At 58.7% G+C, this 21,556-nt stretch carries 22 protein-coding genes and 1 pseudogene; 15 read left to right on the top strand and 8 right to left on the bottom strand.

Annotated elements, in window-relative coordinates; all coding sequences use genetic code 11:
- Positions 1-45: 45 nt before the first annotated feature.
- Positions 46-327, top strand: a complete 282-nt coding sequence (locus C3F36_RS22225; protein ID WP_003464986.1) for a DUF427 domain-containing protein — start codon at positions 46-48, stop codon at positions 325-327.
- Positions 328-487: 160 nt separating this feature from the next.
- Here C3F36_RS22225 and C3F36_RS22215 read toward each other — a convergent pair whose 3' ends face one another.
- From C3F36_RS22215 to C3F36_RS22205, 3 genes are all read right to left on the bottom strand, one after another.
- Positions 488-1,324, bottom strand: coding sequence for an aminoglycoside O-phosphotransferase APH(6)-Id (locus tag C3F36_RS22215; protein ID WP_000480968.1), 837 nt, complete (start codon positions 1,322-1,324; stop codon positions 488-490).
- Positions 1,324-2,127, bottom strand: a complete 804-nt coding sequence (gene aph(3'')-Ib / locus C3F36_RS22210) for an aminoglycoside O-phosphotransferase APH(3'')-Ib (protein ID WP_031943936.1) — start codon at positions 2,125-2,127, stop codon at positions 1,324-1,326. The genes C3F36_RS22215 and aph(3'')-Ib overlap by 1 nt, the downstream gene beginning before the upstream one ends.
- 65 nt (positions 2,128-2,192) lie before the next feature.
- On the bottom strand, positions 2,193-2,807 hold the full coding sequence (locus C3F36_RS22205; RefSeq protein ID WP_000904906.1) for a recombinase family protein: 615 nt from the start codon (positions 2,805-2,807) through the stop codon (positions 2,193-2,195).
- 125 nt (positions 2,808-2,932) lie between these two features.
- On the opposite strand from C3F36_RS22205, the gene C3F36_RS22200 reads away from it, so the two are divergent.
- Positions 2,933-5,818 carry a Tn3 family transposase gene (locus tag C3F36_RS22200; RefSeq protein WP_031943935.1) on the top strand — a complete coding sequence of 962 codons (2,886 nt, stop codon included), beginning with the start codon at positions 2,933-2,935 and terminating at the stop codon, positions 5,816-5,818.
- A 153-nt stretch (positions 5,819-5,971) separates the two neighbouring features.
- Positions 5,972-6,238 carry a hypothetical protein gene (locus C3F36_RS22195; RefSeq protein WP_003464988.1) on the top strand — a complete coding sequence of 89 codons (267 nt, stop codon included), beginning with the start codon at positions 5,972-5,974 and terminating at the stop codon, positions 6,236-6,238.
- An 860-nt stretch (positions 6,239-7,098) separates the two neighbouring features.
- On the opposite strand, the gene sdhC is transcribed toward C3F36_RS22195, so the two are convergent.
- Positions 7,099-7,473, bottom strand: coding sequence for a succinate dehydrogenase, cytochrome b556 subunit (gene sdhC / locus C3F36_RS22185; protein WP_005005993.1), 375 nt, complete (start codon positions 7,471-7,473; stop codon positions 7,099-7,101).
- A 730-nt stretch (positions 7,474-8,203) separates the two neighbouring features.
- Between sdhC and C3F36_RS22180 the strand changes: the two genes are divergently transcribed.
- On the top strand, positions 8,204-8,722 hold the full coding sequence (locus C3F36_RS22180) for a YkgB family protein (protein ID WP_003464991.1): 519 nt from the start codon (positions 8,204-8,206) through the stop codon (positions 8,720-8,722).
- A 29-nt stretch (positions 8,723-8,751) separates the two neighbouring features.
- Here C3F36_RS22180 and C3F36_RS22175 read toward each other — a convergent pair whose 3' ends face one another.
- The 3 genes from C3F36_RS22175 to C3F36_RS22165 all read right to left on the bottom strand — a co-directional run bounded on the left by C3F36_RS22175 (position 8,752) and on the right by C3F36_RS22165 (position 13,449).
- Positions 8,752-9,597 carry an AraC family transcriptional regulator gene (locus tag C3F36_RS22175; RefSeq protein WP_003464995.1) on the bottom strand — a complete coding sequence of 282 codons (846 nt, stop codon included), beginning with the start codon at positions 9,595-9,597 and terminating at the stop codon, positions 8,752-8,754.
- A gap of 236 nt (positions 9,598-9,833) precedes the next feature.
- Positions 9,834-12,863, bottom strand: a complete 3,030-nt coding sequence (locus tag C3F36_RS22170) for a Tn3 family transposase (RefSeq protein ID WP_032432545.1) — start codon at positions 12,861-12,863, stop codon at positions 9,834-9,836.
- Positions 12,847-13,449, bottom strand: coding sequence for a recombinase family protein (locus tag C3F36_RS22165; RefSeq protein ID WP_010465829.1), 603 nt, complete (start codon positions 13,447-13,449; stop codon positions 12,847-12,849). The genes C3F36_RS22170 and C3F36_RS22165 overlap by 17 nt, the downstream gene beginning before the upstream one ends.
- 191 nt (positions 13,450-13,640) lie before the next feature.
- On the opposite strand from C3F36_RS22165, the gene C3F36_RS22160 reads away from it, so the two are divergent.
- The 8 genes from C3F36_RS22160 (at position 13,641) to C3F36_RS22125 (ending at position 17,357) form a co-directional block, all read left to right on the top strand.
- A complete protein-coding gene (locus C3F36_RS22160) occupies positions 13,641-13,997 on the top strand; it encodes a type II toxin-antitoxin system RelE/ParE family toxin (protein ID WP_000182276.1) in 357 nt (118 codons plus the stop codon).
- Between the two features lies 1 nt (position 13,998).
- On the top strand, positions 13,999-14,334 hold the full coding sequence (locus C3F36_RS22155; protein WP_001172026.1) for a helix-turn-helix domain-containing protein: 336 nt from the start codon (positions 13,999-14,001) through the stop codon (positions 14,332-14,334).
- 14 nt (positions 14,335-14,348) lie between these two features.
- Positions 14,349-14,684, top strand: a complete 336-nt coding sequence (locus tag C3F36_RS22150; protein ID WP_000741275.1) for a hypothetical protein — start codon at positions 14,349-14,351, stop codon at positions 14,682-14,684.
- Between the two features lie 23 nt (positions 14,685-14,707).
- Positions 14,708-15,034 carry a hypothetical protein gene (locus C3F36_RS22145; protein ID WP_000091614.1) on the top strand — a complete coding sequence of 109 codons (327 nt, stop codon included), beginning with the start codon at positions 14,708-14,710 and terminating at the stop codon, positions 15,032-15,034.
- On the top strand, positions 15,031-15,411 hold the full coding sequence (locus C3F36_RS22140) for a hypothetical protein (protein ID WP_001054412.1): 381 nt from the start codon (positions 15,031-15,033) through the stop codon (positions 15,409-15,411). Before C3F36_RS22145 ends, C3F36_RS22140 begins: the two co-directional genes overlap by 4 nt.
- A gap of 117 nt (positions 15,412-15,528) precedes the next feature.
- Complete coding sequence (locus tag C3F36_RS24210; protein WP_072071574.1) at positions 15,529-15,834, top strand: DUF3391 domain-containing protein; 306 nt, start codon at positions 15,529-15,531, stop codon at positions 15,832-15,834.
- A 91-nt stretch (positions 15,835-15,925) separates the two neighbouring features.
- Entirely contained in the window at positions 15,926-16,795 is an 870-nt protein-coding gene (locus C3F36_RS22130) for an HD-GYP domain-containing protein (RefSeq protein ID WP_223198360.1), read from the top strand.
- 283 nt (positions 16,796-17,078) lie between these two features.
- Positions 17,079-17,357, top strand: coding sequence for a hypothetical protein (locus C3F36_RS22125; protein ID WP_010465808.1), 279 nt, complete (start codon positions 17,079-17,081; stop codon positions 17,355-17,357).
- 39 nt (positions 17,358-17,396) lie between these two features.
- On the opposite strand, the pseudogene C3F36_RS22120 reads toward C3F36_RS22125, so the two are convergent.
- Positions 17,397-17,498 (bottom strand): annotated as a pseudogene (locus C3F36_RS22120) (YebG family protein); the annotation flags it as partial.
- A gap of 220 nt (positions 17,499-17,718) precedes the next feature.
- On the opposite strand from C3F36_RS22120, the gene C3F36_RS22115 reads away from it, so the two are divergent.
- The 3 genes from C3F36_RS22115 to C3F36_RS22105 are packed head-to-tail and all read left to right on the top strand — an operon-like array spanning position 17,719 to position 21,553.
- Positions 17,719-18,363, top strand: coding sequence for a paraquat-inducible protein A (locus C3F36_RS22115; protein ID WP_010674754.1), 645 nt, complete (start codon positions 17,719-17,721; stop codon positions 18,361-18,363).
- Positions 18,341-18,949 (top strand): paraquat-inducible protein A, encoded by a 609-nt coding sequence (locus C3F36_RS22110; protein WP_010674753.1) that lies wholly within the window; start codon positions 18,341-18,343, stop codon positions 18,947-18,949. The genes C3F36_RS22115 and C3F36_RS22110 overlap by 23 nt, the downstream gene beginning before the upstream one ends.
- A gap of 51 nt (positions 18,950-19,000) precedes the next feature.
- Complete coding sequence (locus tag C3F36_RS22105; RefSeq protein ID WP_104455935.1) at positions 19,001-21,553, top strand: MlaD family protein; 2,553 nt, start codon at positions 19,001-19,003, stop codon at positions 21,551-21,553.
- The last annotated feature ends 3 nt before the right edge of the window (positions 21,554-21,556 follow it).

Here is a 21,556-nt window from a genome sequence, read left to right as displayed (position 1 = left end):
AGCCCGCGAGCCTTCGCCGGTTGATGAATACAAAAGGAGAGTCCGTTGGTCTCAGCCATCTGGAAAGACACTACTATCGCCACAAGCGACGAAACAGTCATCGTCGAGGGAAATCACTACTTCCCACCGTCAGGAGTCGACCTGAGCCTGCTTGAGATGAGCCCGCACACATCTGTCTGTCCGATCAAAGGCGCCGCGCGCTTCTTTCATGTTCGCGCGGGTGACGCGCTCAACGTGAACGCCGCTTGGACCTATCCCGCCCCCACTCCGGATGCCGAGGGTATCCGGGATTACATCGCTTTCTGGAAAGGCGTGGACGTTGCCTAGCAGACTGGACGGACGACTTCGCTGATAGCCATGCGGGCGCCGACATCTCAATTAGGGGTCGTTTGCGGGAGAGGGCGAAATCCTACGCTAAGGCTTTGGCCAACGATATTCTCCGGTAAGATTGATGTGTTCCGAGGGGATAGGAGAAGTCGCTTGATATCTAGTATGACGTCTGTCGCACCTGCTTGATCGCGGCCGCGATAGCTAGATCGCGTTGCTCCTCTTCTCCATCCGCGTTCCAAGCTGCGGAAAGGCACCCATAAGCGTACGCCTGGTCGAGCAGGCGACGCGGATCGACGTCCAGCGCACGAGAGAATGCGTCCGCCATCTGTGCAATGCGTCTGGGATCGAGACAAAGGTCGTCTCTGTCAGCCGGATCGTAGAACATATTGGCGGCGCCAAAGCCCACTTCACCGACCAGACCGACGGGATCTATCACCAGCCAGCCGCGACTGGAGAACATGATGTTTTCATGATGCAGATCGCCATGTAGCCCACGCAGTTCCGAGGCATTGCTCATCATTTGATCGGCTATAATCGCCGCGTGGACGTAGTCAGTTTGACAACCTGCGTTTTGATCATCGCGCGCCCGCTGAAACAAAGCTGCAAAGCGATCCCGGATCGGGAGAAGGGCAGAAGGCAGGGGTTCCTCAGATGCGGCATACAGCTTCGCCATTAGTTCCGCTGCAATTTCGGTCGCCTGGTAGTCGCCGTGCTCGGCAACGATGTGAGAGAGCATTCGCTCCCCGGCATATTCGAGCAACATCAGATTGTTCTCACGACCGAGCAACCGGACTGCTCCCCTCCCATTGCGCCATACCAGATAGTCGGCCCCGCGCAGTTCATCAGCAATGTCTTCTATAGGTTTCAATCCCTTGACGATTGCAGGAGTCCCGTCTGGCAATGAAACTTTCCAAACGAGGCTGGAAAAGGTGTCCGCAATGAGAACAGGTTGCGAAACGTGCCAATGAGCAGGAAAAACAGGCGGCATGAACATCAACCCCAAGTCAGAGGGTCCAATCGCAGATAGAAGGCAAGGCGTTCGCGGTCGGGGGCTTCGATCCCCAATACATTGAATAGGACAGCGAAGGCGCGCTCTGCTTCATCTGGCGCTGCCCAGTTCTCTTCGGCGTTAGCAATCATGAGTGCCAAATCGGCATAGCGATCTGCTGTTCCGAGCCGCCCAAGGTCGATCAGACCCGTGCATCGAAGAGTTTTAGGGTCCACCATGAAGTTCGGCATGCAGGGATCACCATGGCAAACAACCATATCGGTGCGCTCTTGGTCGAGCCGCACCGGTAGCTCTCGTTCGACACGAGCCAAAAGATCGAGCTGCGGCGTACTCTTGTCCTCGTCCGGTAAGAAGTCGGGATTGACGGCATTGCGGGACACCACATCAACGGCGCGTCCGAACATTCGCGACAGCCTGCGCTCAAACGGACATTGATCAACCGATAGGCTGTGAACAGCGCCAAGTTGCTGCCCCATTGACGGCCACGCTTTGAGCAAATCCGCTCCAGACAGATCAGCCGCCGGTACTCCCGGAATTGCCGTTATCACCAAGCATGCACCCTCCTGTTCCTCCTGCCAGTTGATCACCTCGGGGCAAGCCACACCTCGACCTTTGAGCCAAATGAGGCGGTCACGCTCTCCAGCGAGCTCACCGCGGCGGGAAGCAGGTGCGATTTTCGCGAAGGCATGCCCGTCACCACGTCGAAAAACAAAATCACCAGATTCTCCGCCTCTGACAGGCAACCAGTCAGAATGCGATTCACCAAAAAAAATATTAGTTCGATTCAATGGAGGTTCCTTCAGTTTTCTGATGAAGCGCGGAGGTGGCTCAACCTGCGAAAAGAAACGAGTTGCTACGTAAGTCCGAGAACATGCTTTCCATGGTCTCTGAGCTCGCCTTTGGGACCGACATATCGGTAGAGAGTGACGCGCTCGATGCCGAGTTCCTTGCAGAGATCGGAAACTGAAGTATCGCGCTGGGCCATGGCGGCTTGCGCGAGACGCACCTGAGCTTTGGTGAGCGCGAATTTTCGTCCGCCCTTGCGACCGCGCGCTCTCGCGGAGGCGAGACCCGCCATGGTGCGCTCTCGGATCAGATCCCGCTCGAACTCGGCCAAGGTGGCGAAGATTCCGAACACCATGCGACCGGACGCAGTCGTGGTGTCGATCTGAGCGCCCTTTCCAGTCAGAACCCGCAGGCCGATCTTGCGGTCTGACAGCTCCTTCACCGTGTTGACCAGATGGGCAAGCGATCGTCCGAGGCGATCGAGCTTCCAGACCACCAGCACATCGCCGTCACGCAATGACTTGAGGCAGGCAGTCAAGCCAGGGCGATCATCACGACCGCCGGAAGCAAGATCATCATAGATATTGTCCCGTTCGACACCTGCGGCGCGCAAGGCGTCGTGCTGCAGGTCGAGAGACTGCGAGCCATCGGCTTTGGAGACGCGGGCATATCCGATCAGCATGTATCACAAACGTTGGTTTGAGGCGGCGCTTCGGCCACGATTGCATTGACCTCTGGAAATGTATCTCAACCAGCTTCATAAATAAAGCGTCTTGAACGCTATCAGATTTTGAAAAAGGAACATGTATGCCGCGTCGCGTCACTCTAACCGATCGGCAGAAAGACGCGCTGTTGCGCTTGCCGACTTCACAGACGGATTTGCTCAAGCACTATACGCTGAGTGATGAAGACCTTGGGCATATCAGGCTGCGTCGGCGCGTTCACAACAGGTTCGGCTTCGCCCTGCAATTGTGTGTCCTGCACTATCCCGGCCGGGTGCTGGCTCCAGGCGAACTGATCCCTGCAGAGGTCATCGAATTTATCGGAGCGCAGCTTGGCCTGGGTGCCGACGATCTCGTAGACTATGCTGCCCGCGAGGAAACACGGCACGAGCATCTTGCCGAGTTACGGGGGCTCTACGGCTTCCGCACCTTCTCCGGGCGTGGTGCGAGCGAGCTGAAGGAATGGTTGTTCCGAGAAGCGGAGATGGCGGTGTCGAACGAGGATATCGCCCGTCGCTTCGTAGCCGAGTGCCGACGCACCCGCACTGTCCTTCCCGCGACATCCACGATCGAGCGGCTTTGTGCCGCGGCTCTCGTCGATGCCGAGCGACGCATCGAGACGAGGATCGCCAGTCGGCTGCCTATGCCGATCCGAGAACAGTTGCTGGCATTGCTCGAGGAGACGGCTGATGATCGGGTGACCCGTTTTGTGTGGCTGCGCCAGTTCGAGCCTGGCTCGAACTCTTCGTCGGCCAACCGGCTGCTCGACCGGCTCGAATATCTGCAACGCGTCGATCTCCCCGAGGATCTGCTTGCCGGCGTTCCTGCCCATCGGGTGACTCGTCTGCGCAGGCAGGGTGAACGGTATTATGCCGACGGCATGCGCGATCTCCCGGAGGACAGGCGGCTTGCGATCTTGGCTGTTTGCGTCTCGGAATGGCAGGCGATGTTGGCCGACGCAGTGGTCGAAACCCACGACCGGATCGTCGGCCGTCTCTACCGTGCTTCGGAGCGTATTTGCCATGCAAAGGTCGCAGACGAAGCGGGGGTGGTGCGTGACACCCTGAAATCCTTCGCCGAGATCGGGGGCGCCCTGGTCGATGCACAGGATGATGGCCAGCCGCTGGGCGATGTCATCGCGAGTGGGTCAGGGTGGGACGGCTTAAAAACCCTTGTTGCAATGGCAACCAGGCTGACCGCCACCATGGCCGACGATCCGCTCAATCATGTGCTCGACGGTTATCACCGCTTCCGCCGATACGCTCCACGCATGTTGCGCCTGCTCGATCTGCGAGCTGCGCCCGTTGCACTGCCGCTTCTGGAAGCTGTGACGGCCCTTCGTACCGGTTTGAACGATGCCGCGATGACCAGCTTCTTGCGGCCCAGCTCGAAATGGCATCGCCACCTTCGGGCCCAGAGGGCTGGCGACGCTCGCCTATGGGAGATCGCGGTGCTGTTCCATCTGCGCGATGCGTTCCGCTCCGGAGATGTCTGGCTTACTAGGTCCCGGCGCTATGGCGATCTGAAACACGCACTCGTTCCGGCACAAGCCATCGCGGAAGGCGGTCGTCTCGCTGTGCCATTGCGGCCGGAGGAATGGCTGGCAGACCGGCAAGCTCGCCTCGACATGCGGTTGCGCGAGCTTGGCCGTGCCGCTCGCGCAGGCACGATCCCGGGCGGGTCGATTGAGAACGGCGTTCTGCATATCGAGAAACTCGAAGCCGCCGCGCCGACAGGCGCCGAAGATCTGGTGCTCGATCTCTACAAGCAGATCCCGCCCACGCGCATCACCGATCTCCTGCTGGAGGTGGATGCGGCGACCGGCTTCACCGAAGCGTTCACCCATCTGCGCACAGGAGCACCCTGCGCTGACCGGATCGGGCTAATGAACGTTATCTTGGCGGAAGGGATCAACCTCGGCTTGCGCAAAATGGCGGATGCGACAAACACCCACACCTTCTGGGAATTGATCCGCATTGGACGGTGGCATGTCGAGGGCGAAGCCTATGACCGGGCGCTGGCCATGGTGGTCGAGGCACAGGCAGCGTTACCCATGGCCCGGTTCTGGGGCATGGGCACGTCGGCTTCGAGCGACGGACAGTTCTTCGTCGCTACAGAGCAAGGTGAGGCCATGAACCTGGTCAACGCGAAATATGGCAATACCCCGGGCCTGAAAGCTTATAGCCACGTCTCCGACCAATATGCGCCGTTCGCAACCCAGGTAATTCCTGCAACGGCAAGCGAAGCGCCTTACATCCTCGATGGCCTGCTGATGAACGATGCTGGACGCCATATCCGCGAGCAGTTCACCGACACGGGCGGCTTCACCGATCACGTCTTTGCCGCATGTGCCATTCTCGGCTACCGGTTCGCTCCGCGCATCCGCGACCTGCCATCCAAACGGCTCTACGCGTTCAATCCGTCGGCCGCCCCGGCGCACCTGCGAGCGTTGATCGGCGGAAAGGTCAACCAAGCCATGATCGAGCGCAATTGGCCCGACATCCTGCGCATCGCCACCACCATTGCTGCCGGGACCGTCGCGCCAAGCCAGATTCTGCGGAAACTCGCCTCCTATCCGCGGCAGAACGAGCTCGCGACAGCCCTGCGGGAAGTCGGTCGCGTCGAGCGCACCCTGTTCATGATCGACTGGATTCTGGATGCCGAACTCCAACGGCGTGCCCAGATCGGGCTCAACAAAGGCGAAGCTCATCATGCGCTGAAGCGGGCAATCAGCTTCCACCGCCGCGGTGAAATCCGCGACCGTTCCGCCGAAGGCCAGCATTACCGCATCGCCGGCATGAATCTGCTCGCCGCCATCATCATCTTCTGGAACACCATGAAGCTCGGCGAGGTCGTTGCAAACCAGAAACGCGATGGAAAGCTGCTATCGCCCGATCTCTTGGCCCATGTTTCGCCGCTCGGATGGGAACACATCAATCTCACCGGAGAATATCGCTGGCCAAAGCCTTAGCGTAGGATTCCGCCCCCTCCCGCAAACGACCCCAATTATCCTGCCCACCCCGGGCCTCGTCGGCTGCAGGAATCTGCCCGGCACCTTAGCGCGACCCGGCACTGGCGGTCTCGCACCCGCCGCGCCTCTGTTCTATCAATAAGGATGGATGACATGGAGCATTCCGAGTTCGATGCCGCTTTCGCGAAGCTTGCGGAGGGATACAGAGAAGGGACTTATGAAGGCCGGCGTTTCAGCTTGATCGTCCGGCGATCTGGGGACGGACGTCGCAACAGTCTGTTCGCCAGGGAGTTGGACGGGACTGACATTGTCAGCTTCAACCTCTTCCGCGTTACATCAGATAGGACATTGTTGAAGCCGTGCGAAATGTCCGCCGAAAAGGTCGTAGCGTTCGTGCTGGAGTTCCGACCGGACACCTGACGGGCAGAAGAAGATCCCGGCCAACCGGCGCGCCTGCGACGGCCGGCTATCTAAGGCTGCGCAAGCCTATAGCCGCAGCTCATTGCACTTCGTCTGGCGAGGAATTCAACATCGATACGTCGCCATCCGCGGGGATATCGGTACAGGCGCCCGTGTAAGCCAGATTGAGAAATCCTAAGCGATGACTAACACCAATGACGCCACCCTTCCGACACATTCTATTCTTGAGGAATGCACAGCGATGGCTGTCGTCAACGCTCTGAAGATTATTCTGAAGAACAGCTACGCGATCTACCTTAAGACAAAAAATGCCACTCGGGCGCATCCCGCCCCTACTTCAGGGACTTTCACTTGCTTCTCGCTCTGTCACTCACAGCATCGGCACGCCCATGACGCATGGTATCCAGGCCTCATAATTTTCCCATATAACCTTCTTGTCTTTTGCGCACCCAGAAAGACTCGAGGCTTTAACTGGACAGATGAGCCCTCGAGGGTAGTGTTCACCTGATTGGCTTTCTCATATCTGATGTTGATTCGCACAGTGTGCCAACCAGGTGATAGTTTCAAAAAACCTGCGCTTCAGAGCGAATTAGACGATCTTCGATAAGAGCGATCCGCCTCAAAATCCAAAACATCTAACATTGTCCTAGAGCCATATTTGTACCTAGTACTATGGCGCTCCCATTAACACATTTGATGATGCACAGAAAACTTAGCTCATGATAGCTTTCAGCTAACAGCTATTCGGAAGCCCGAAAGGATTCAACCGTTTAAGCGTGAACCGTCGATTATAAATACTTTCGTAAGTTAGCTTTAAAGGACGCTTTTAGTCCTTGTAAATACGCATTACGACTCCACAGCTACCAAATCCATACGGCGCCAGCAACCATTAAAACACCCGACACTACTAAAACAATAGTAGAGGCGCGATTGCTGCCTTTCAAAGTATGACCAACACCCACATCCATAACTAGGTGTCGAATTCCGGCTACGAGATGATAAATAAATGAAGAGTATACCAACCAGAAACTAACTTTGCCGAAAGGTGAAGAAAAAATCTCCTTGACTTCATTAAAACCCTTTTCTGACTCCAACGATTTGCTCAGCATATACAGTATCAGTCCCAGAAAAATAAAGAGCATAATTCCTGAAATCCGGTGCAGAATCGATGTAAGCGCCGTGAGAGGAAGCTGAATGGTTCGAATATCAAGATTAACCGGCCGCTTTTTATTCATTTTGACTCCAGTCAACAATTCTAGTGGGGGATTTCAGTTTTCGATCTCATTCATCATAGCAGCTGTAACTAAGGCTGGCGGCGACAATAATGGAGATATTCGGGGCTTACGTTGCATTTTGAGGTCGCAAGTGCATGTGCGTAAATTGAAGCAAATTGCAAGGTTATGCCCAATAGGTAGCTAGCTTATTAATTTAACAAAAGTGACGTGTGTCGTTCTGCAGGGCATGCTGTTCCCCAACCCTGGAAAACCTATCCTCTTTAACACGTCAAAGTCGATTGATAGGCTTGCTGCAACAGCTATCTGCCCGGTTGAAGTCGAAGATCGATGTATCTGTAGGGTTTGGAAATAAATGCGGGCGCCCACCGCACTCACGGCTCAGTTACCATTCTTTGTGCATCGCGGCCGCGCGGCTAGTTGGTAGCTGTTCTAAGCCTAGTCAGTGCCGCCCTTCGCCCCAAGCCCCATAGTCAGATTTGAGAAATGACAGTAGGCGATGCCGCAACGCGCTTCATCGACCTATGTAAAACGACTCCTTTATCGAAATAGTGCACTCATCGCTCTCCACGGCGATCCCTTCATCGCGAATTGCACCGCCCAAGACGATCTGCACTGAAATCAATACTTTCTGATGCCTCTTGATTAGAGATGCCAGCCATAATCATCTCATCGCCAACGCATACGGCGTTCGGCAGCCAACACACTCTCACTCACTACTGGAAGCTCAGACATGAAAACCATAGGCATTGAAAACTCGAAGTCCAGCGTACAGGCCCACTTAACGCTTGGAACCAAAACTATGGGGCTAGGTATCTATGGCGCGTACTTGGCTCTCGCTATTATTTACTTCTGGTTCGGCGGCATGAAATTTACCCACTACGAGGCCGAGGGCCTGGTTCCACTGGTGAGCAACAGCCCGCTTTTGGGATGGGTGTATAGCATTTTTTCGGTCGACATGTTCTCCAGCCTGCTCGGCATACTAGAGATTTCGATCGGCACTCTGATCGCAGGCCGCATGCTGTCGCCCAAACTATCCGTGGTAGGAGGCGCTCTGTCTGCAGGCCTGTTCTTCACAACCCTTAGCTTTATGTTTTCCACTCCGGGCGTCATTGAGCCTAGTTTAGGGTTTCCGGCGATTTCCGTTGCGCCAGGTCAGTTTCTGCTTAAAGACTTAGGGTTGCTTGCTGTTTCGATATTTGTGGCAGGCCATTCGCTGGTTGAACTGGAAAAACGTAAAATTAATGCATAATTTTTTCAATGGCTTAAGGCAGTAATGCCTTAGGCCTTTTTGCCATCATTTTCCCCCGCCAGATCTTTCAACCAGTCACGAGGGCTCAACCCCGTCTTGCGTCTAAATGCGCGAGACAGCGCCGAAGGACTTTCGTAGCCGACTTGAGCTGCAATCAGCGTAATCGAGCGCCCTTCTCGCATCAGCTTCTGAGCCAGGCTAACTCGCCAACTCAACAAATAATCAGCAGGCGTCTGTCCGATGACACTCTTGAAATGCACGGCATACGCAGCGCGTGACATATTTGACTCACTGGCCAGCTCTGCTATTGACCAGGCATGTTCCGGGGAGTTGTGCATCTGTAAAAGCGATCGGGCAAGCCGCATGTCGGCCAGTCCAGCCATCATTCCGGTGCGCAACTGGTGATGATCGAGCAGGTAACGGAGCAACAGAATGATTAGGAGCTCAAATAAGCGCTCAAGCGCGGCTTCCCTTCCACAATGCACATTTGCCGCCTCGGCAAACATCCACTCCAACGTGTCTGCCAGCATGGGCAGATCATCGAGTGCGAGCACCAAACAGTCCGGTAATGAAGCCGACAAAGGATTATCAATTCCGCCCTCAAACTCCATGGAAGCACACAACAACTTTGCGCCATCGGACTCACCCGCAAACAATTGATGCTTGGCGGGGCGTGGCATAAAAATCAAGCTAGGGCGAGTGAGCTGCAAATCCTTGCGATCGGGACCAAGCAACGTCACGCTGCCGGCCTGAAGCAGATGGATATAACCTCGCCGCTCGGCGCCATCGTAAGATGCAGAGCCGCATAGGTCGCCGTCATAGAACAGATTGGCCCGCACGCCGAACCGCGAGAGCAAATTAGACAAACGATCCATTGGCCGATCCTTGACGAGTCAGAACGCACAGACCATACCATCTGCGTTGTCGTTCAGTGCCTGTAGCGAACATGCCGGCGTAAATCAGCCAACGGATAAAGTGATCACTGAGCAGCTCAGCCTCCCTTTCCAGTTCGGCTGTTAAAAAAACAACACCGTTGTTTGAAAGCACCAGCAAATCAAGTGCTCACTCTTCCATTTTACGGGGTTGTACGCCGGAATCCCAGAAATTTCCGTCAGCCCAGCTCCAGTCCCGCCACGAGCGCATCCAGGTCGATGAACTTGCCGTCAGTCTGGAAGGTGTAATGCCCGTTCAGCAGGATGTGCCGCCAGGCCGCTGGCGACATCTGCGTGATCAACGCCAGCGCCTTGGCATTGCCAGCTGCCTCGTACTTCGTCAGCAGCAGGGACAGGATCGCCGAGTTGTAGAAGATGATCGCGTTGCCGATCAGCCTGGCGCACTGGTTGCTGATCTCGATTTCGATGTCGGTGCGGCCGGTCAATTCCTTCTTCCCACCGACTTGGGCGATGGTCGAGCGTAGCTGGTGATAGGACTCAATGCGGTTCTGCGAGCGGTGAACATTACGCTCCAGTTGCGGGTCGCGCAGGTAGCGCAGTGTGTAGATACTGCGGATGAGCTTGTCGAACTCGAAGATTGCGCGCCGCGTCGGGTTCGGCGCCGTATAGGTGCACAGCTTGCGGATCAGCGTGCCCTGCGTCATTTCCTTCAGGCCCAGTGTGGCGACGATTCGGTCGATGTTCGCCTTCTCACCGACGATGAGTTGCCGGTCGATCTGGCCAGCCGGCCGGATCAGGCATTTCTCGTACAATGCCAGATCATCGGCGCAATACAGCTCCTGCAACTGGTCGTCGAGGTCGGTGAAGCGCGGCTCGAAACGAAGTCCGAACCAGTGCAGGATGGCGAAGTTGGCCTTGTTGATGCTGTGCATGTCGCCGGTGATCGCGCTCGGCACGATGTCCGACGTGTTGCGGTACCAGATGTCGAACACGTGGTGAGCCTCGTACTCGTGTGCGCCTATCAGGTAGCCGTTCAACGGCACGTGATTGCACAGCAGCGTGTAGGCGACGACGCCCTTGCCGCGGCCGAAATATTTGCGCGAGTAGCGCGCCTTCACAGTTGGTCGCTCGACGCCGAATTTCTGCCCATCAACGGCACCGTACAACGAATCGAGGTCGAACGAGTAATGCGGGAAGATCGGCAGTGCGGCGATGGCGTTGCTGATGCAATCGTTGGCCACATGTAGCGTCGCCTGGCGCAGGTACTGCTGGTAGGTACTCTCCAGGACGTGGTACGGGATGTCGCTGGTACGTGCCATAACCTGGTTGCCGTGGTTCATGGCTTGGGCAATGATCACCGCCATCAGACTGTCGGCGTCGGCTACCTTCTTCGCATAGCGTGGCTGCAATGGTGTCAGCGCCGACAGGAACTGGCACTGGCCGTTGACGAAGCGAAACACGTCGGCGACATCGCAGTATGGCAGTTGCTCGTAGAGAGCTTGCTCGCGCGCCTTCTGGTTCTCCCCCTTGGGCTTGCGCCAGGTCAGTCTCTGCGTGTCCTTGTCGTATTCCAGGTGCGTCAGCTTGCCCTGTTTCAGCTCGCGATTGAACGCCACCCATTGCGCACGCAACTCGGTCGCCAGTGCATCGAGCTGGGCACTGACCGGCTGCCGCAGGAAGGGGATGTCCATCTGCGCGAGCACGGCGGCTTTCTCGTCCATCGAAACCAACTCGTCGGACAAATGCCGGTGCTGCAAGCTATCGTCAATGTAGAGCTCGCCCGCCTGGAAGCGTTTCCTGACCTGACGGTAAAGCCAGAATTCGTAACGATCGGCATGCAGGCCTGTCGGCGTGCCTTCGGCATCGAACATCAGCAGGTACGGACGCAAGCGTTTCGGCAGCGTTGCCGCCGGACATTCGTCGAGTGGCCGTTGTGATAGGCGCTGCTGCTTGGCGAACACGCTCTTGGCCCAAGTCAGCGCCGCGAGCCATGGGTTATCGGGGGCCGTGCCGGCGAAGTCGAGCGCGACGTACAGCGGCCGTAGATGGCGTCGAATGCGTTCGGCCAGGCCGTCCACCGCCTGCCAGTGCAGCGCCAGTTTGTTCAGTGGCTTGACGCTCATGCGCTGCGCCGTGTTTTGCAGCAATTCCCTGGACATGATTTTGTAGGCGCGTTGGCGCACCTCGCCGAACGGCGTCGGATCGGCCACGCTGTCGTCCACGTACAGCGACAGCAGGCGGCCAACCTGCGGCGTTTCCTGATGGCGTCGCAGCTGTTCGGCGACAAAGGACTGTTTCGCACCCGTGCGGCTCTCGTCCTCAAGTTTTTTCATGTGGAAGGCCATCGCGTCGACCAGGTTGTCGGTGAGCTGCCGGTAACGTACCCAGGCATAGCACAGCAGGTAGAGCCGGGTCTGCTCCGCCTTCAGGTGGCGCAGGTCATGGACGGTATAGAAGTTCGCCAGGCTCGCGTAGTACAGCAGGTTCTGCTGCGAGATGCCGAGCTTGGGCAGCAGCGCCTTGGCGATCCCGTGCAAGGACTTCAGCGTGGCGCGCTTCTCGCGCTCCCCTGCCATCTGACGCCAGCCAAAATCTTTAGCGTCCTGCTTGAGCGCTGCCAGTTGAGACAGGGTGTCGTCACGCACCAGGAGCTGGCCCAGCGCAGCTTTGGCCGATTCGTCCAACACTTCTGCCAGCAAGCCGCCCAAGCGCCTGCGTTCGGTGGACAGGGCTTCACTGACCAGCTCTTGTAAGGTGGTGTGGCCGGGCCGGATGATTTTGTGCTCGCTGAGCCAAACGATCAGTTCGGCGGCCACGAATCCTGGCATTACGTCGCGCCGCACGATCTGTTCAGCCTGCTGTGCCAGTTGCGGCAGGAAGCTAGCCGCCCACGACCGGTAGCCGAACAGTTCGGCGATCTGACCCCTCTGGCTGTAGTGCTCATGCTTGGTGATCGCCTTGCGTTCGAACGCTTCGCCGTGGAAATAGCGACTCAGCACGAAGGCGCAATCGTCCTCGACCTCATGCCAATCGAAGCGGAAGAAAGCATGCTTGGCCTTGAAGTAGCCGATCTGCAAGACGCAATAGACTTGGGCCTGCAGGCTAGGCCGGCTGCTGGCGAACGCCAGTTCAGATTCGGTCAACGCCAGGTATTCCAGCCGCTGAGCATCGTCGAAGTCCGGTAGGCCGTACAAGGCTTCCTGCTCTGCGTCAGAAAAGACGGTGAGTAGCTTATTCTTGTTGCTCATCGACCGTCCTTCCCGCACCACGCCAACCTGCTCGCGTCAATGTTTCGATCAACGTAGTGCGCTTGACATTGAAGTTGCGGCACACCGCCGCCTTAGACATGCCGCCATCGAGCGCGGCGACGATGGCGTCCAGCTTCTCACCAGTGATCGCCTGCGGCCGGCCGCCGATCCGGCCGCGTTTGCGTGCGGCGGCCAAGCCCGCGACGACGCGCTCCTGAATCAAGGCGCGCTCGTACTGCGCGAGCGCACCGAACACCTGGAACAGGAATTCGCCCGAGGGCGTCGTAGTGTCCAGGTTCTCTGTCAGCGAGCGGAACGCCACCCGCTTGTCCTTGAGCGAAGTCACAATGGCGAGCAGGTGCGACAGCGAGCGACCGAGCCGGTCGAGTTTCCACACCACCAGCACATCGCCGGCTCGAACGAACTCAAGCGCCCGCGCCAAGCCGGCACGGTCATCCTTCGCGCCAGAGGCACGATCCTCAAACAGGTGACGCGGATCGACGCCGGCGGCGAGCAGCGCGTCGCGCTGCAAGTCCGTGCTCTGGCGGTCGGAGTCCGACGACACGCGCATGTAGCCAACCAACATAGGCGGATAACCATCAAAAACAGGTTTCCGCATAATAGTGAATAGCGATAGAGTTTTCCGTACATTTTTGAGGGGGTGTTGCACAGGTAGCACAGCGGCGGCTGACAGCCTGTCGCAAAACAAATGTTTTACGACACCTCCTTGAGGTTGCCGCGTTTACATCATTACCTGAACAGGTATAAAATTCCGTCATGACAAACAAAGAAAAACCGCTCGAATGGATCGCGAGCAGCCACAAGGATTTGATGGCGTTGCCGTCCGACGTGCGTCGCCGTTTCGGTTACGCGCTCTCGTTGGCGCAGATAGGCGATCAGGATGACGCAGCAAAGGAGCTCAAGGGGTTCGGTGGTGCCGGCGTGCTGAAGGTCGTCGAAGACGATGCCGGCGGCACCTATCGAGCGGTATACACGGTCAAGTTTGCGGAAGCGGTGTTCGTCCTGCACTGCTTCCAGAAGAAGAGCAAGAGCGGAATCGCCACGCCAAAGGCCGACATGGACATCATCCGCGCTCGGCTGAAGGTGGCCGAGGTATTGGCACAGGAGCTATGAAATGCAAAAACGAATCATTGAAGGCGTCGAGGTTCAGCGCAGCTCGGGCAACGTCTTTGCCGACCTTGGACTGCCTGACGCTGAAAAGCTCAAGATCAAGACCGGCCTGGTGGTCGAGATCAGGAGGGCCATGCGCGCCCTTGGGCTGACTCAACAAGCGGCGGCCAAACGCATGGGCATCCCGCAACCGAAGGTGTCGGGCATGATGCGCGGCGACTTCACCAATCTATCCGAACGCAAGCTGATGGATTGTCTGAATCGCCTCGGCTACGACATCGAAATCAAGGTACGGCCAGCAGCCGAGCCGATCGGGCATCTAACGCTCGCAACCGCTTAATCGGAGCTCTCCTGATGGCAGCCCGCATCACCGACGACGAATGGGACGAACTGACTCCCGAGAATTTCGATACCACGGCACTGCTGCGTGCAGTCGATGCCGTGGACGTGCTGCGCGGCGATTTGAATGACAGCGCAGACGGCGCACCTCCGCAACTGCGCACCGACCTGTTGAAGCTGCATCAACTGGCAATGGCCGCGTTCAACGAGGGATCACGCAGCCGAGTGGCTGAGCTATTTGATCTCGCCGTGGATCTTCAGGATCAGGTTGATCATCTGATGACCTCGCTGGAACAAGTGCAAGAAACCCTGTCCCGGTTGACGGCGCTCTACCCAGAAAGCCTGTCCTGAATGTTCTTGGAGACAACCACATCATGAGCCGCAGCCGCCGCAAAACGCCCATCGTTGGGCACACGACCTGCCGTAGCGAGCGCGAGGACAAGAAACTCTGGCATCAGCGCTGGCGAACCCACGAGCGCACCGCGCTGGCCAGCGCGTCGCCGGAAGCTCTATGCGCCCATCTGCCTCTACTGGAAAACCAGGTCAGCAACGTCTGGTCGATGGGTAAGGATGGCCGCTCCTACTGGCCCATCAAGCGCCAGGCCGCCACGGCGGATCGCATTGCCAACCACAAGGGACGCAATCCGCAAGAGCGCGCCTCCCTGAAAAAGCGTCTGCTGCGCAAGTGGATGAGCAAATGAACCTGTCCACCATCGAGGCGCTGGCTATCGCTTGGGCGCGAATCGCTGAAGAAGCAGAACTCCCAGCCGGCTACGAGGGCACGGCGACGCCAGAGGCGCATCGGGCCTGCGAGGTGATCCAGGAGCGGATTCGAGAGCACGTCGTCGCCACCAATGACATGCGGCTGTTCGGCCTGCTGCACCTGCTTGGGCAGGCGTCGCTGCGCATGGAGCAAGCGCTGTGGCCGGAAGAATATGCGCGGATGACCCGCGAGGTCGAGGAAGCTCTCCGAGAGGCCGACGACCCCAACGCCAAGTCGTACACCCACGAAGAAGTCATGCAGGCGATGCAGGAACGCATCGACCGAGCGCGAGACAAAGCCATGTTGATCGGCTGACGGAAATTTCGGCGGTTCCGGCTGATCCAAGAATCTTGGCGTGACCTTACCTCCGCTCTACCGCTGGGTGCCAGCCTCGGCGCACGCCTAACCACCCAACTCAGAAAGGAAAATAAGTTGGTAAAACGCATTCCCGTATCCGAGCTTCGTCTCGGCATGTACATCCACAAGCTCGCCGGCTCTTGGTTTCGACACCCATTCTGGCGCGGCAGCTTCCTGCTGACCGAGCCTCAGGATCTCTCTGCCATTCGAGAATGTGGCGTCGGGGAGGTCTGGGTCGACTTGGCCAAAAGCCAAGTCGACCCAGAGAGCCCAGAGAGCCCAGAGAGCCCAGAGCCCAGAGCCCAGAGCCCAGAGCCCAGAGCCCAGAGCCCAGAGCCCAGAGCCCAGAGAATTGTCGGAGGAGCAATCTCTGCCGTCTAGTCCACTAAGCAAGAAAAGTGACGGCGCAACCTCAATGGAGAGCGAAATGTGTTATGCACGGAAACTCTGTCTTGCGGCCAAGTCCCAAGTCATGGACATGTTCCAGGAAGCCCGGCTTGGCAAGGCCGTCGACCCAAGCACGACGTTGCCGCTGGTCGGAGAAATCGCTGCCTCGGTGCTGCGCCAACCTCATGCCCTCATCAGCGTCGCACGCATCAAAACGCACGACGATTACACCTACCTGCACTCGGTTGCCGTCTGCGCCCTGATGCTATCGCTGGCCCGGCATCTCGATCTAGACGAGGAGCAAACGCGCCTGGCTGGCATCGGCGGACTGATGCACGACCTAGGCAAGGCCGCGATGCCGCTGGAAGTGCTTAACAAACCAGGCAAGCTCACCGATGCCGAGTTCGCCATCATGAAGCGCCACCCTGTGGAGGGCGCAAAGATGCTGCGCGCAGGCGGGGCCGAGCCCGGGGTGGTGGACATTGCCCTGCACCATCACGAGAAGATCGACGGAACCGGCTACCCGGATCGCTTGGCCGGTGACGCCATTTCACTCCTGGCCCGCATGGGCGCAATCTGCGACGTCTATGATGCCGTGACGTCGGAGCGAGCCTACAAAAAGCCGTGGGACCCGTCCGCGGCGATGCGGCAGATGGCCAAGTGGGAGGGCCATTTCGACAAACGCATCTTCCACGCCTTCGTCAAGGCCGTGGGCATCTACCCCGTCGGCTCCTTGGTTCGCCTGTCCTCTCAGCGTCTGGCCGTTGTCGTTGAGCCGGGAATGGAATCACTGCTGACTCCCAAGGTTCGCGTGTTCTTCTCGCTACGCTCGAGAGAGCCGATCCCGATGCAGACCATCGACCTGGCGGCCACGAGTTGCAAGGACAGTATCACTGGCCCCGAAGACCCGACGCTCTGGAACTTCAAGAACCTCGACGACTTGTGGATGGAATAGCCCCCACAAAACGACGGCCCCGTGAGGGAGCCGTTGAACATCGTCGAGCGATGCCCGTCCAGGGAGGGATGGCCGAGCTCGATTCTCCAGAAGGTAGCTGGTGACACGAGTGTTGAGCCCACCCAACTAGGGTGACGGAAATTTCTGGGGTTCCGGCTTACATCCCCTGTACAGCTACCTGCGCCACCGTGGTGTCGAGATCGGCGCGTACCAGAAGAGCGCCAGGTCACGCGACCAGCAGCCTTCGGCCGCGTCGCCGGCAGAGCCGCCCGCCGCCGAGCGGGTGGCCACCGTCACCCTGCGCCTCGCGGTGGTGAATAACAGCAAGTTCGTGCGCGGCCGGAAGCGGGCCACGGAGAACATTGAGCGCTACTGCCTGGAGCCCTATGGCATGAAGCGGCTGGATGCCGGCCACTATGAGTTGACCATTCCGTATCGGAGCGACGATGAGCTGGACAAGAGCGTGCATGACCTGCTGACCGAGATCAGCCAGGAGGCCGACATGCGCAACTGTTTTGTCGAGATGGGCGCCTGGGAAGAAGACACCGAAAAGCGTTGGTAGGGCTTACGTTGGTTTTTGGTTCCATTGCTCCCCAAACCCCGTGTCCAGCAGTTTGTCATAGGCATCCGCCTCTTTCTTGCTGGCAAAGGTCATCTTCTCCACTCCCCCACGTACCACAACATACTTGATCTCAACGGCCATCGCGGCGCCCTCCTGATGATAGTGATTGCAAGTATATGTACGTATATACAGTATTGCAAATACCCTCAGCATGTCGGCATGCATCGCCAGCCCCTGCTTGGCTGGCGGCGGCCAGTTCACACCGGAAAACACGTCTTTTCAAAGGGGGGTGTGCAGCGCGGCAAGACAGGGCAGGCGTTTTAAGGTAAATTTCATCAATTCCTTCAACAGGTTGAATCGTATGTCGGATCCGCACTCGGTGATTGTCTGTCCGGCCTGTGACTTGCTGATCGAACGCAAGTTGCTGCCGCTGCGCCGTCACGCCCATTGCCCCCGCTGTCATCAGCATCTGTATGGGCGCTATGCCTTTCGCCCTTCCCAGTTGATGGCGCTGACCATCACCGGATTCCTGTTGCTGCCTTCCGCGTTTTTTGAGCCTTTGATCTATCTTCGTCTGGCGGGCGTGAACTCGGACGCCAACCTGATCAAGGGAATTATGATGCTGTATGCCGAGAGCGAGCTCTGGGTGGCAACACTGGTGCTCTGGTGCGCCGTGCTGGCGCCGACAGGGCTGCTGCTCGGGATCTTTGCCCTCGCCTCCGGCCTGGCCAAGCGCTGGCATCTGCTGGCGTGGACCCTCAAAGCGGTCGAGGTATTTCGCCACTGGGCCATGCTGGAGGTGTACATCGTCAGCCTGCTGGTCGCCCTGTTCAAGCTTATCGACATCGCCGACGTGCGCCTGGGAGGCGGTCTGCTGAGCCTGGGTTGTCTGATGCTGCTCAACATGACGTTGCTGATCCTCTTTGATCCTGCCCCTTACTGGGAGCGGATTCCGCTGCAACATGCCTCCCGGGAGCCGGACCATGTCCCCGATCAGCGCCCGTGAACTGGGGCTTTGCCGCTGCCATACCTGTGGGTTGCTGGTGCGCCATCAACACGGCATGAGCTGCCCTCGTTGTCACACTCCCTTGCAGATGCGCATCCCCCATTCCCTCGCCTGGTCATGGGGCCTGCTGGCGCTGGCCACCTTCATGCTATTGCCTGCGAACCTGCTGCCCATCACCCACTTCTACAACAAGGGATTATTGCAGTCCGATACCATTTTCAGCGGTATCATGGCGCTCTATCGCAGCAAGATGTCCGGCATCGCTACCATAGTGCTCACCGCGAGCATCATCGTGCCCATCGGCAAGATCCTGGGCCTTGGCTGGATCTGCTGGCAGTTGCAGCGCAGCAAGCCGGTGCGCCGCAAACGCCAGCTCGTCATGTACCGCATCATCGATTTCATCGGACGCTGGTCCATGCTGGACCTGTTCGTCATCTCGCTGATGGTGGCCCTGGTGGATCGCGGCGTGCTGCTCAACGTGCGTGCCGGCCCCGGGGCGACGGCGTTCGCCGGCGTGGTGGTGCTCACCATGATGTCGGCCAGGATGCTCGATACCCGCCTGTTGTGGGACAAGGCGGCCCGTTAATGTTTTTTGTGTCGAACGCGCTGTGCATCACAGCCAATGTAAGGAGTCGGTATGGTCGGGGCTGAGCCCGTCATTGAGAAGCACCGCTGGTTATCCCCGGTCTGGTTGCTGCCCTTCATCGCCCTCTTGCTGGCGGGAGGCTTTCTCTACCAGCAGTGGACGAGCAGTGGTCAACTCATTCGCATCAACTTTGCCCAGGGCAACGGTATCTTGCCGGGCAAGACCCAGTTGCGCTATCAGGGGGTCGCCATCGGCGTGGTCCAGGAGCTGGAACTGGCACAGGATGGTCGCAAGATTGCGGTCCTGGCCAAGGTGGACAGCCGTGCCCGCTCCCTCATACGCAAGGGCTCCGACTTCTGGCTGGTGAGTCCCAAGGCGTCACTGACCGAGATCTCCGGCCTGGACACCCTGGTGTCCGGCAACTACATCAACCTGCAACCCGGACGGGAGAACAACCCGCTGGAGGATGAGTTCGATGCCCTGGATGGCCCTCCCCCCGGTTATCAGGCCCAAGGGCGCACCCTGCACCTGACAGCCGATTCTCTGGGGTCGGTGGGCATCGGCGCCAAGATCTATTTCCGCGGGCTGGAGGTGGGCAGTGTCATCAACACCCGTCTTGGGGAAGAGAACCAGAACGTGATCCTGGATCTGGTGATCGAGCCGCGCTTCGAGCACCTCGTCAAGGCGGATACCCGCTTCTGGAACATCAGCGGCATCAAGGGCTCCTTCAGCCTGGCTGGCGTCAGCGTGGAGGCGGGCAGCCTCACCTCCATCCTGAGCGGCGGCATTGCGTTTGACTCCCCCAAAGATTCTCCCGTGGCGCAAAAGGGGGTCAACTTCATCCTCTACAAGGGGCTGGCCGAGGCCGCCCGGGGTGAGCGCATCACCATCCAGGCGGGGACTCTGCCCATCAAGGAAGGGATGCCCATCCTCTATGAGGGCATCGAGATTGGACGAGTCGACCCCATTCGCCTCACCGAGCAAGGGCGAAGCGTGACGGCCCTCATCAACCCCGAACAGGCGTTCCGGGTGACCGGCAAGAGTCGTCTGGTGTGGGAGACGGTCTCTCTCTCCCCTGCCGGGATCAAGCACGCGGATCGCCTGCTGGCCGGGCCCGCCATTCGTCTGGACTATGAACCCGGTAAACGGGTCAACACCATGATCCTGGAGAGCCAGGCACAGCGCGGCGGCATCAAGCTGACCCTGCAGGCAGAGGATCTCGCCGGTTTGAGCGAAGGGGCTCCGCTCTGGTTCAAGGGGTTGCAGATAGGTCAGCTCGGGGCACTGACCCTGGATGCCGGCGGCAATGCCAGTGTCGAGTTGCTGGTGAACGAGCGTTATCGCCATCTGCTGCAACGGGCTCGCTTCTATCGCGCCGCTCCCTTGCAGGTGGAGGCGGACCTCAGCGGTATCAAGGTGGAGACCAGCCCGGCCAGTGCCTGGTTGGCGGGGGGCATCAAGCTGGTACAGGCTGCGAAGGGTGACAGGATTGACCGCCTCTACCCCAGCCAGGAGCTGGCCCTGCTTGGGAGCCGCCATGCCAAAGCGGTCAGCTGGACGCTGCGTGCCGCTCAGGCTGATGGTATCGGTGTGGGCTCCCCCGTCCTCTACCTGGGACTGGAAGCGGGCAAGGTCAAGGCGCTGGATGCCGATGATCGCGGTGTGGCCATCACCCTGGAGATCGATGCCATCTATGCTCCTTTGCTCAAGCAGCAACCCCAGTTCTGGAAGAAGGCCGCCATCGACGGCAAGATCCGGCTCGATGGCGTGCAGGTCAAGATGGGGAACCTCGCCACCCTGCTGCGTGGTGCCATCGAATTCGACAAGCTGGGGACAGGTCGCAGCAGTCATCAGCTCTTTGACAGCAAGGAGCAGGCAAGCTCCCAGGTGCGCACCCTCACGCTCACGGCGGATCACAACCCGGGTCTCGGGGTCGGCAGCCCCATCCGCTATCGCGGAGTGGACATCGGCAAGGTGGAGCAGGTGGAACTGGACCCGACCCTGGGCCAGGTAAGCTTCAAGGCCGAGCTGAATGAGCAATATGCCGCGCGCTTCCTGCAATCCGGGGCGCGCTATGCCCTGGTGCAGGCCAAGGTCGGGCTGGGGGGCGTTGCCCACCTCGATACCCTGATCAAGGGGGCCTTTGTGGAGGCAACGCCGGGCCGGGGGGCTGGCAAGGAGACCTTCCCCTTGAGCCAGAGTGGCCCCGCCGGTCTTGTCCTGACCCTCAAGAGCCCCTCCGTCGATGGCATCAGCGTGGGCAGCCCCCTGCTGTTTCGCAAGATGGTGGTGGGCAGCGTCACCGGCGTGACCCTGGCCCGGGATGGCAGCGAGGTACTGATCGATGTGAATGTGGATGGACAGTACGCCCATCTGATACGCGCCAACAGCCGCTTCTGGAATGTCTCCGGGGTCAAGGCCGATATCGGGCTGACCGGTGGCACCATCGAGGTCGAAACGGTGCAAAGCCTGCTGGCAGGCGGGATTGCCTTCAATACGCCGGAGCGGGAAATGGGCGCGACCGTCAAGGCGGGCCATCGTTATCCGCTTCATGCCAAGGCAGAGAAAGAGTGGCTGGAGTGGAGCCCCCGCATCTTGCCCTGAGTT

Source organism: Aeromonas sp. ASNIH2 (assembly GCF_002934795.1).
In the GTDB taxonomy this organism is placed as follows: Bacteria; Pseudomonadota; Gammaproteobacteria; order Enterobacterales; family Aeromonadaceae; genus Aeromonas; species Aeromonas caviae.
The sequence above is the reverse complement of the archived record's forward strand: the minus strand, read 5'-3'. Positions and strand labels throughout refer to the sequence as shown.

What these genes read in the sequence shown, in the direction of transcription:
- C3F36_RS22175 (WP_003464995.1), bottom strand. Translation starts at nt 9,597, where the DNA reads ATGGATCGTTTGTCTAATTTGCTCTCGCGGTTCGGCGTGCGGGCCAAT.
- C3F36_RS22140 (WP_001054412.1), top strand. Translation starts at nt 15,031, where the DNA reads ATGAACCTGTCCACCATCGAGGCGCTGGCTATCGCTTGGGCGCGAATC.
- C3F36_RS22110 (WP_010674753.1), top strand. Translation starts at nt 18,341, where the DNA reads ATGTCCCCGATCAGCGCCCGTGAACTGGGGCTTTGCCGCTGCCATACC.
- C3F36_RS22115 (WP_010674754.1), top strand. Translation starts at nt 17,719, where the DNA reads ATGTCGGATCCGCACTCGGTGATTGTCTGTCCGGCCTGTGACTTGCTG.
- C3F36_RS22160 (WP_000182276.1), top strand. Translation starts at nt 13,641, where the DNA reads ATGACAAACAAAGAAAAACCGCTCGAATGGATCGCGAGCAGCCACAAG.
- C3F36_RS22155 (WP_001172026.1), top strand. Translation starts at nt 13,999, where the DNA reads ATGCAAAAACGAATCATTGAAGGCGTCGAGGTTCAGCGCAGCTCGGGC.
- C3F36_RS22150 (WP_000741275.1), top strand. Translation starts at nt 14,349, where the DNA reads ATGGCAGCCCGCATCACCGACGACGAATGGGACGAACTGACTCCCGAG.
- C3F36_RS22195 (WP_003464988.1), top strand. Translation starts at nt 5,972, where the DNA reads ATGGAGCATTCCGAGTTCGATGCCGCTTTCGCGAAGCTTGCGGAGGGA.
- C3F36_RS22215 (WP_000480968.1), bottom strand. Translation starts at nt 1,324, where the DNA reads ATGTTCATGCCGCCTGTTTTTCCTGCTCATTGGCACGTTTCGCAACCT.
- C3F36_RS22200 (WP_031943935.1), top strand. Translation starts at nt 2,933, where the DNA reads ATGCCGCGTCGCGTCACTCTAACCGATCGGCAGAAAGACGCGCTGTTG.
- C3F36_RS22180 (WP_003464991.1), top strand. Translation starts at nt 8,204, where the DNA reads ATGAAAACCATAGGCATTGAAAACTCGAAGTCCAGCGTACAGGCCCAC.
- C3F36_RS22145 (WP_000091614.1), top strand. Translation starts at nt 14,708, where the DNA reads ATGAGCCGCAGCCGCCGCAAAACGCCCATCGTTGGGCACACGACCTGC.
- C3F36_RS22205 (WP_000904906.1), bottom strand. Translation starts at nt 2,807, where the DNA reads ATGCTGATCGGATATGCCCGCGTCTCCAAAGCCGATGGCTCGCAGTCT.
- C3F36_RS22165 (WP_010465829.1), bottom strand. Translation starts at nt 13,449, where the DNA reads ATGTTGGTTGGCTACATGCGCGTGTCGTCGGACTCCGACCGCCAGAGC.
- C3F36_RS22105 (WP_104455935.1), top strand. Translation starts at nt 19,001, where the DNA reads ATGGTCGGGGCTGAGCCCGTCATTGAGAAGCACCGCTGGTTATCCCCG.
- C3F36_RS22170 (WP_032432545.1), bottom strand. Translation starts at nt 12,863, where the DNA reads ATGAGCAACAAGAATAAGCTACTCACCGTCTTTTCTGACGCAGAGCAG.
- C3F36_RS22130 (WP_223198360.1), top strand. Translation starts at nt 15,926, where the DNA reads ATGGACATGTTCCAGGAAGCCCGGCTTGGCAAGGCCGTCGACCCAAGC.
- sdhC (WP_005005993.1), bottom strand. Translation starts at nt 7,473, where the DNA reads ATGAATAAAAAGCGGCCGGTTAATCTTGATATTCGAACCATTCAGCTT.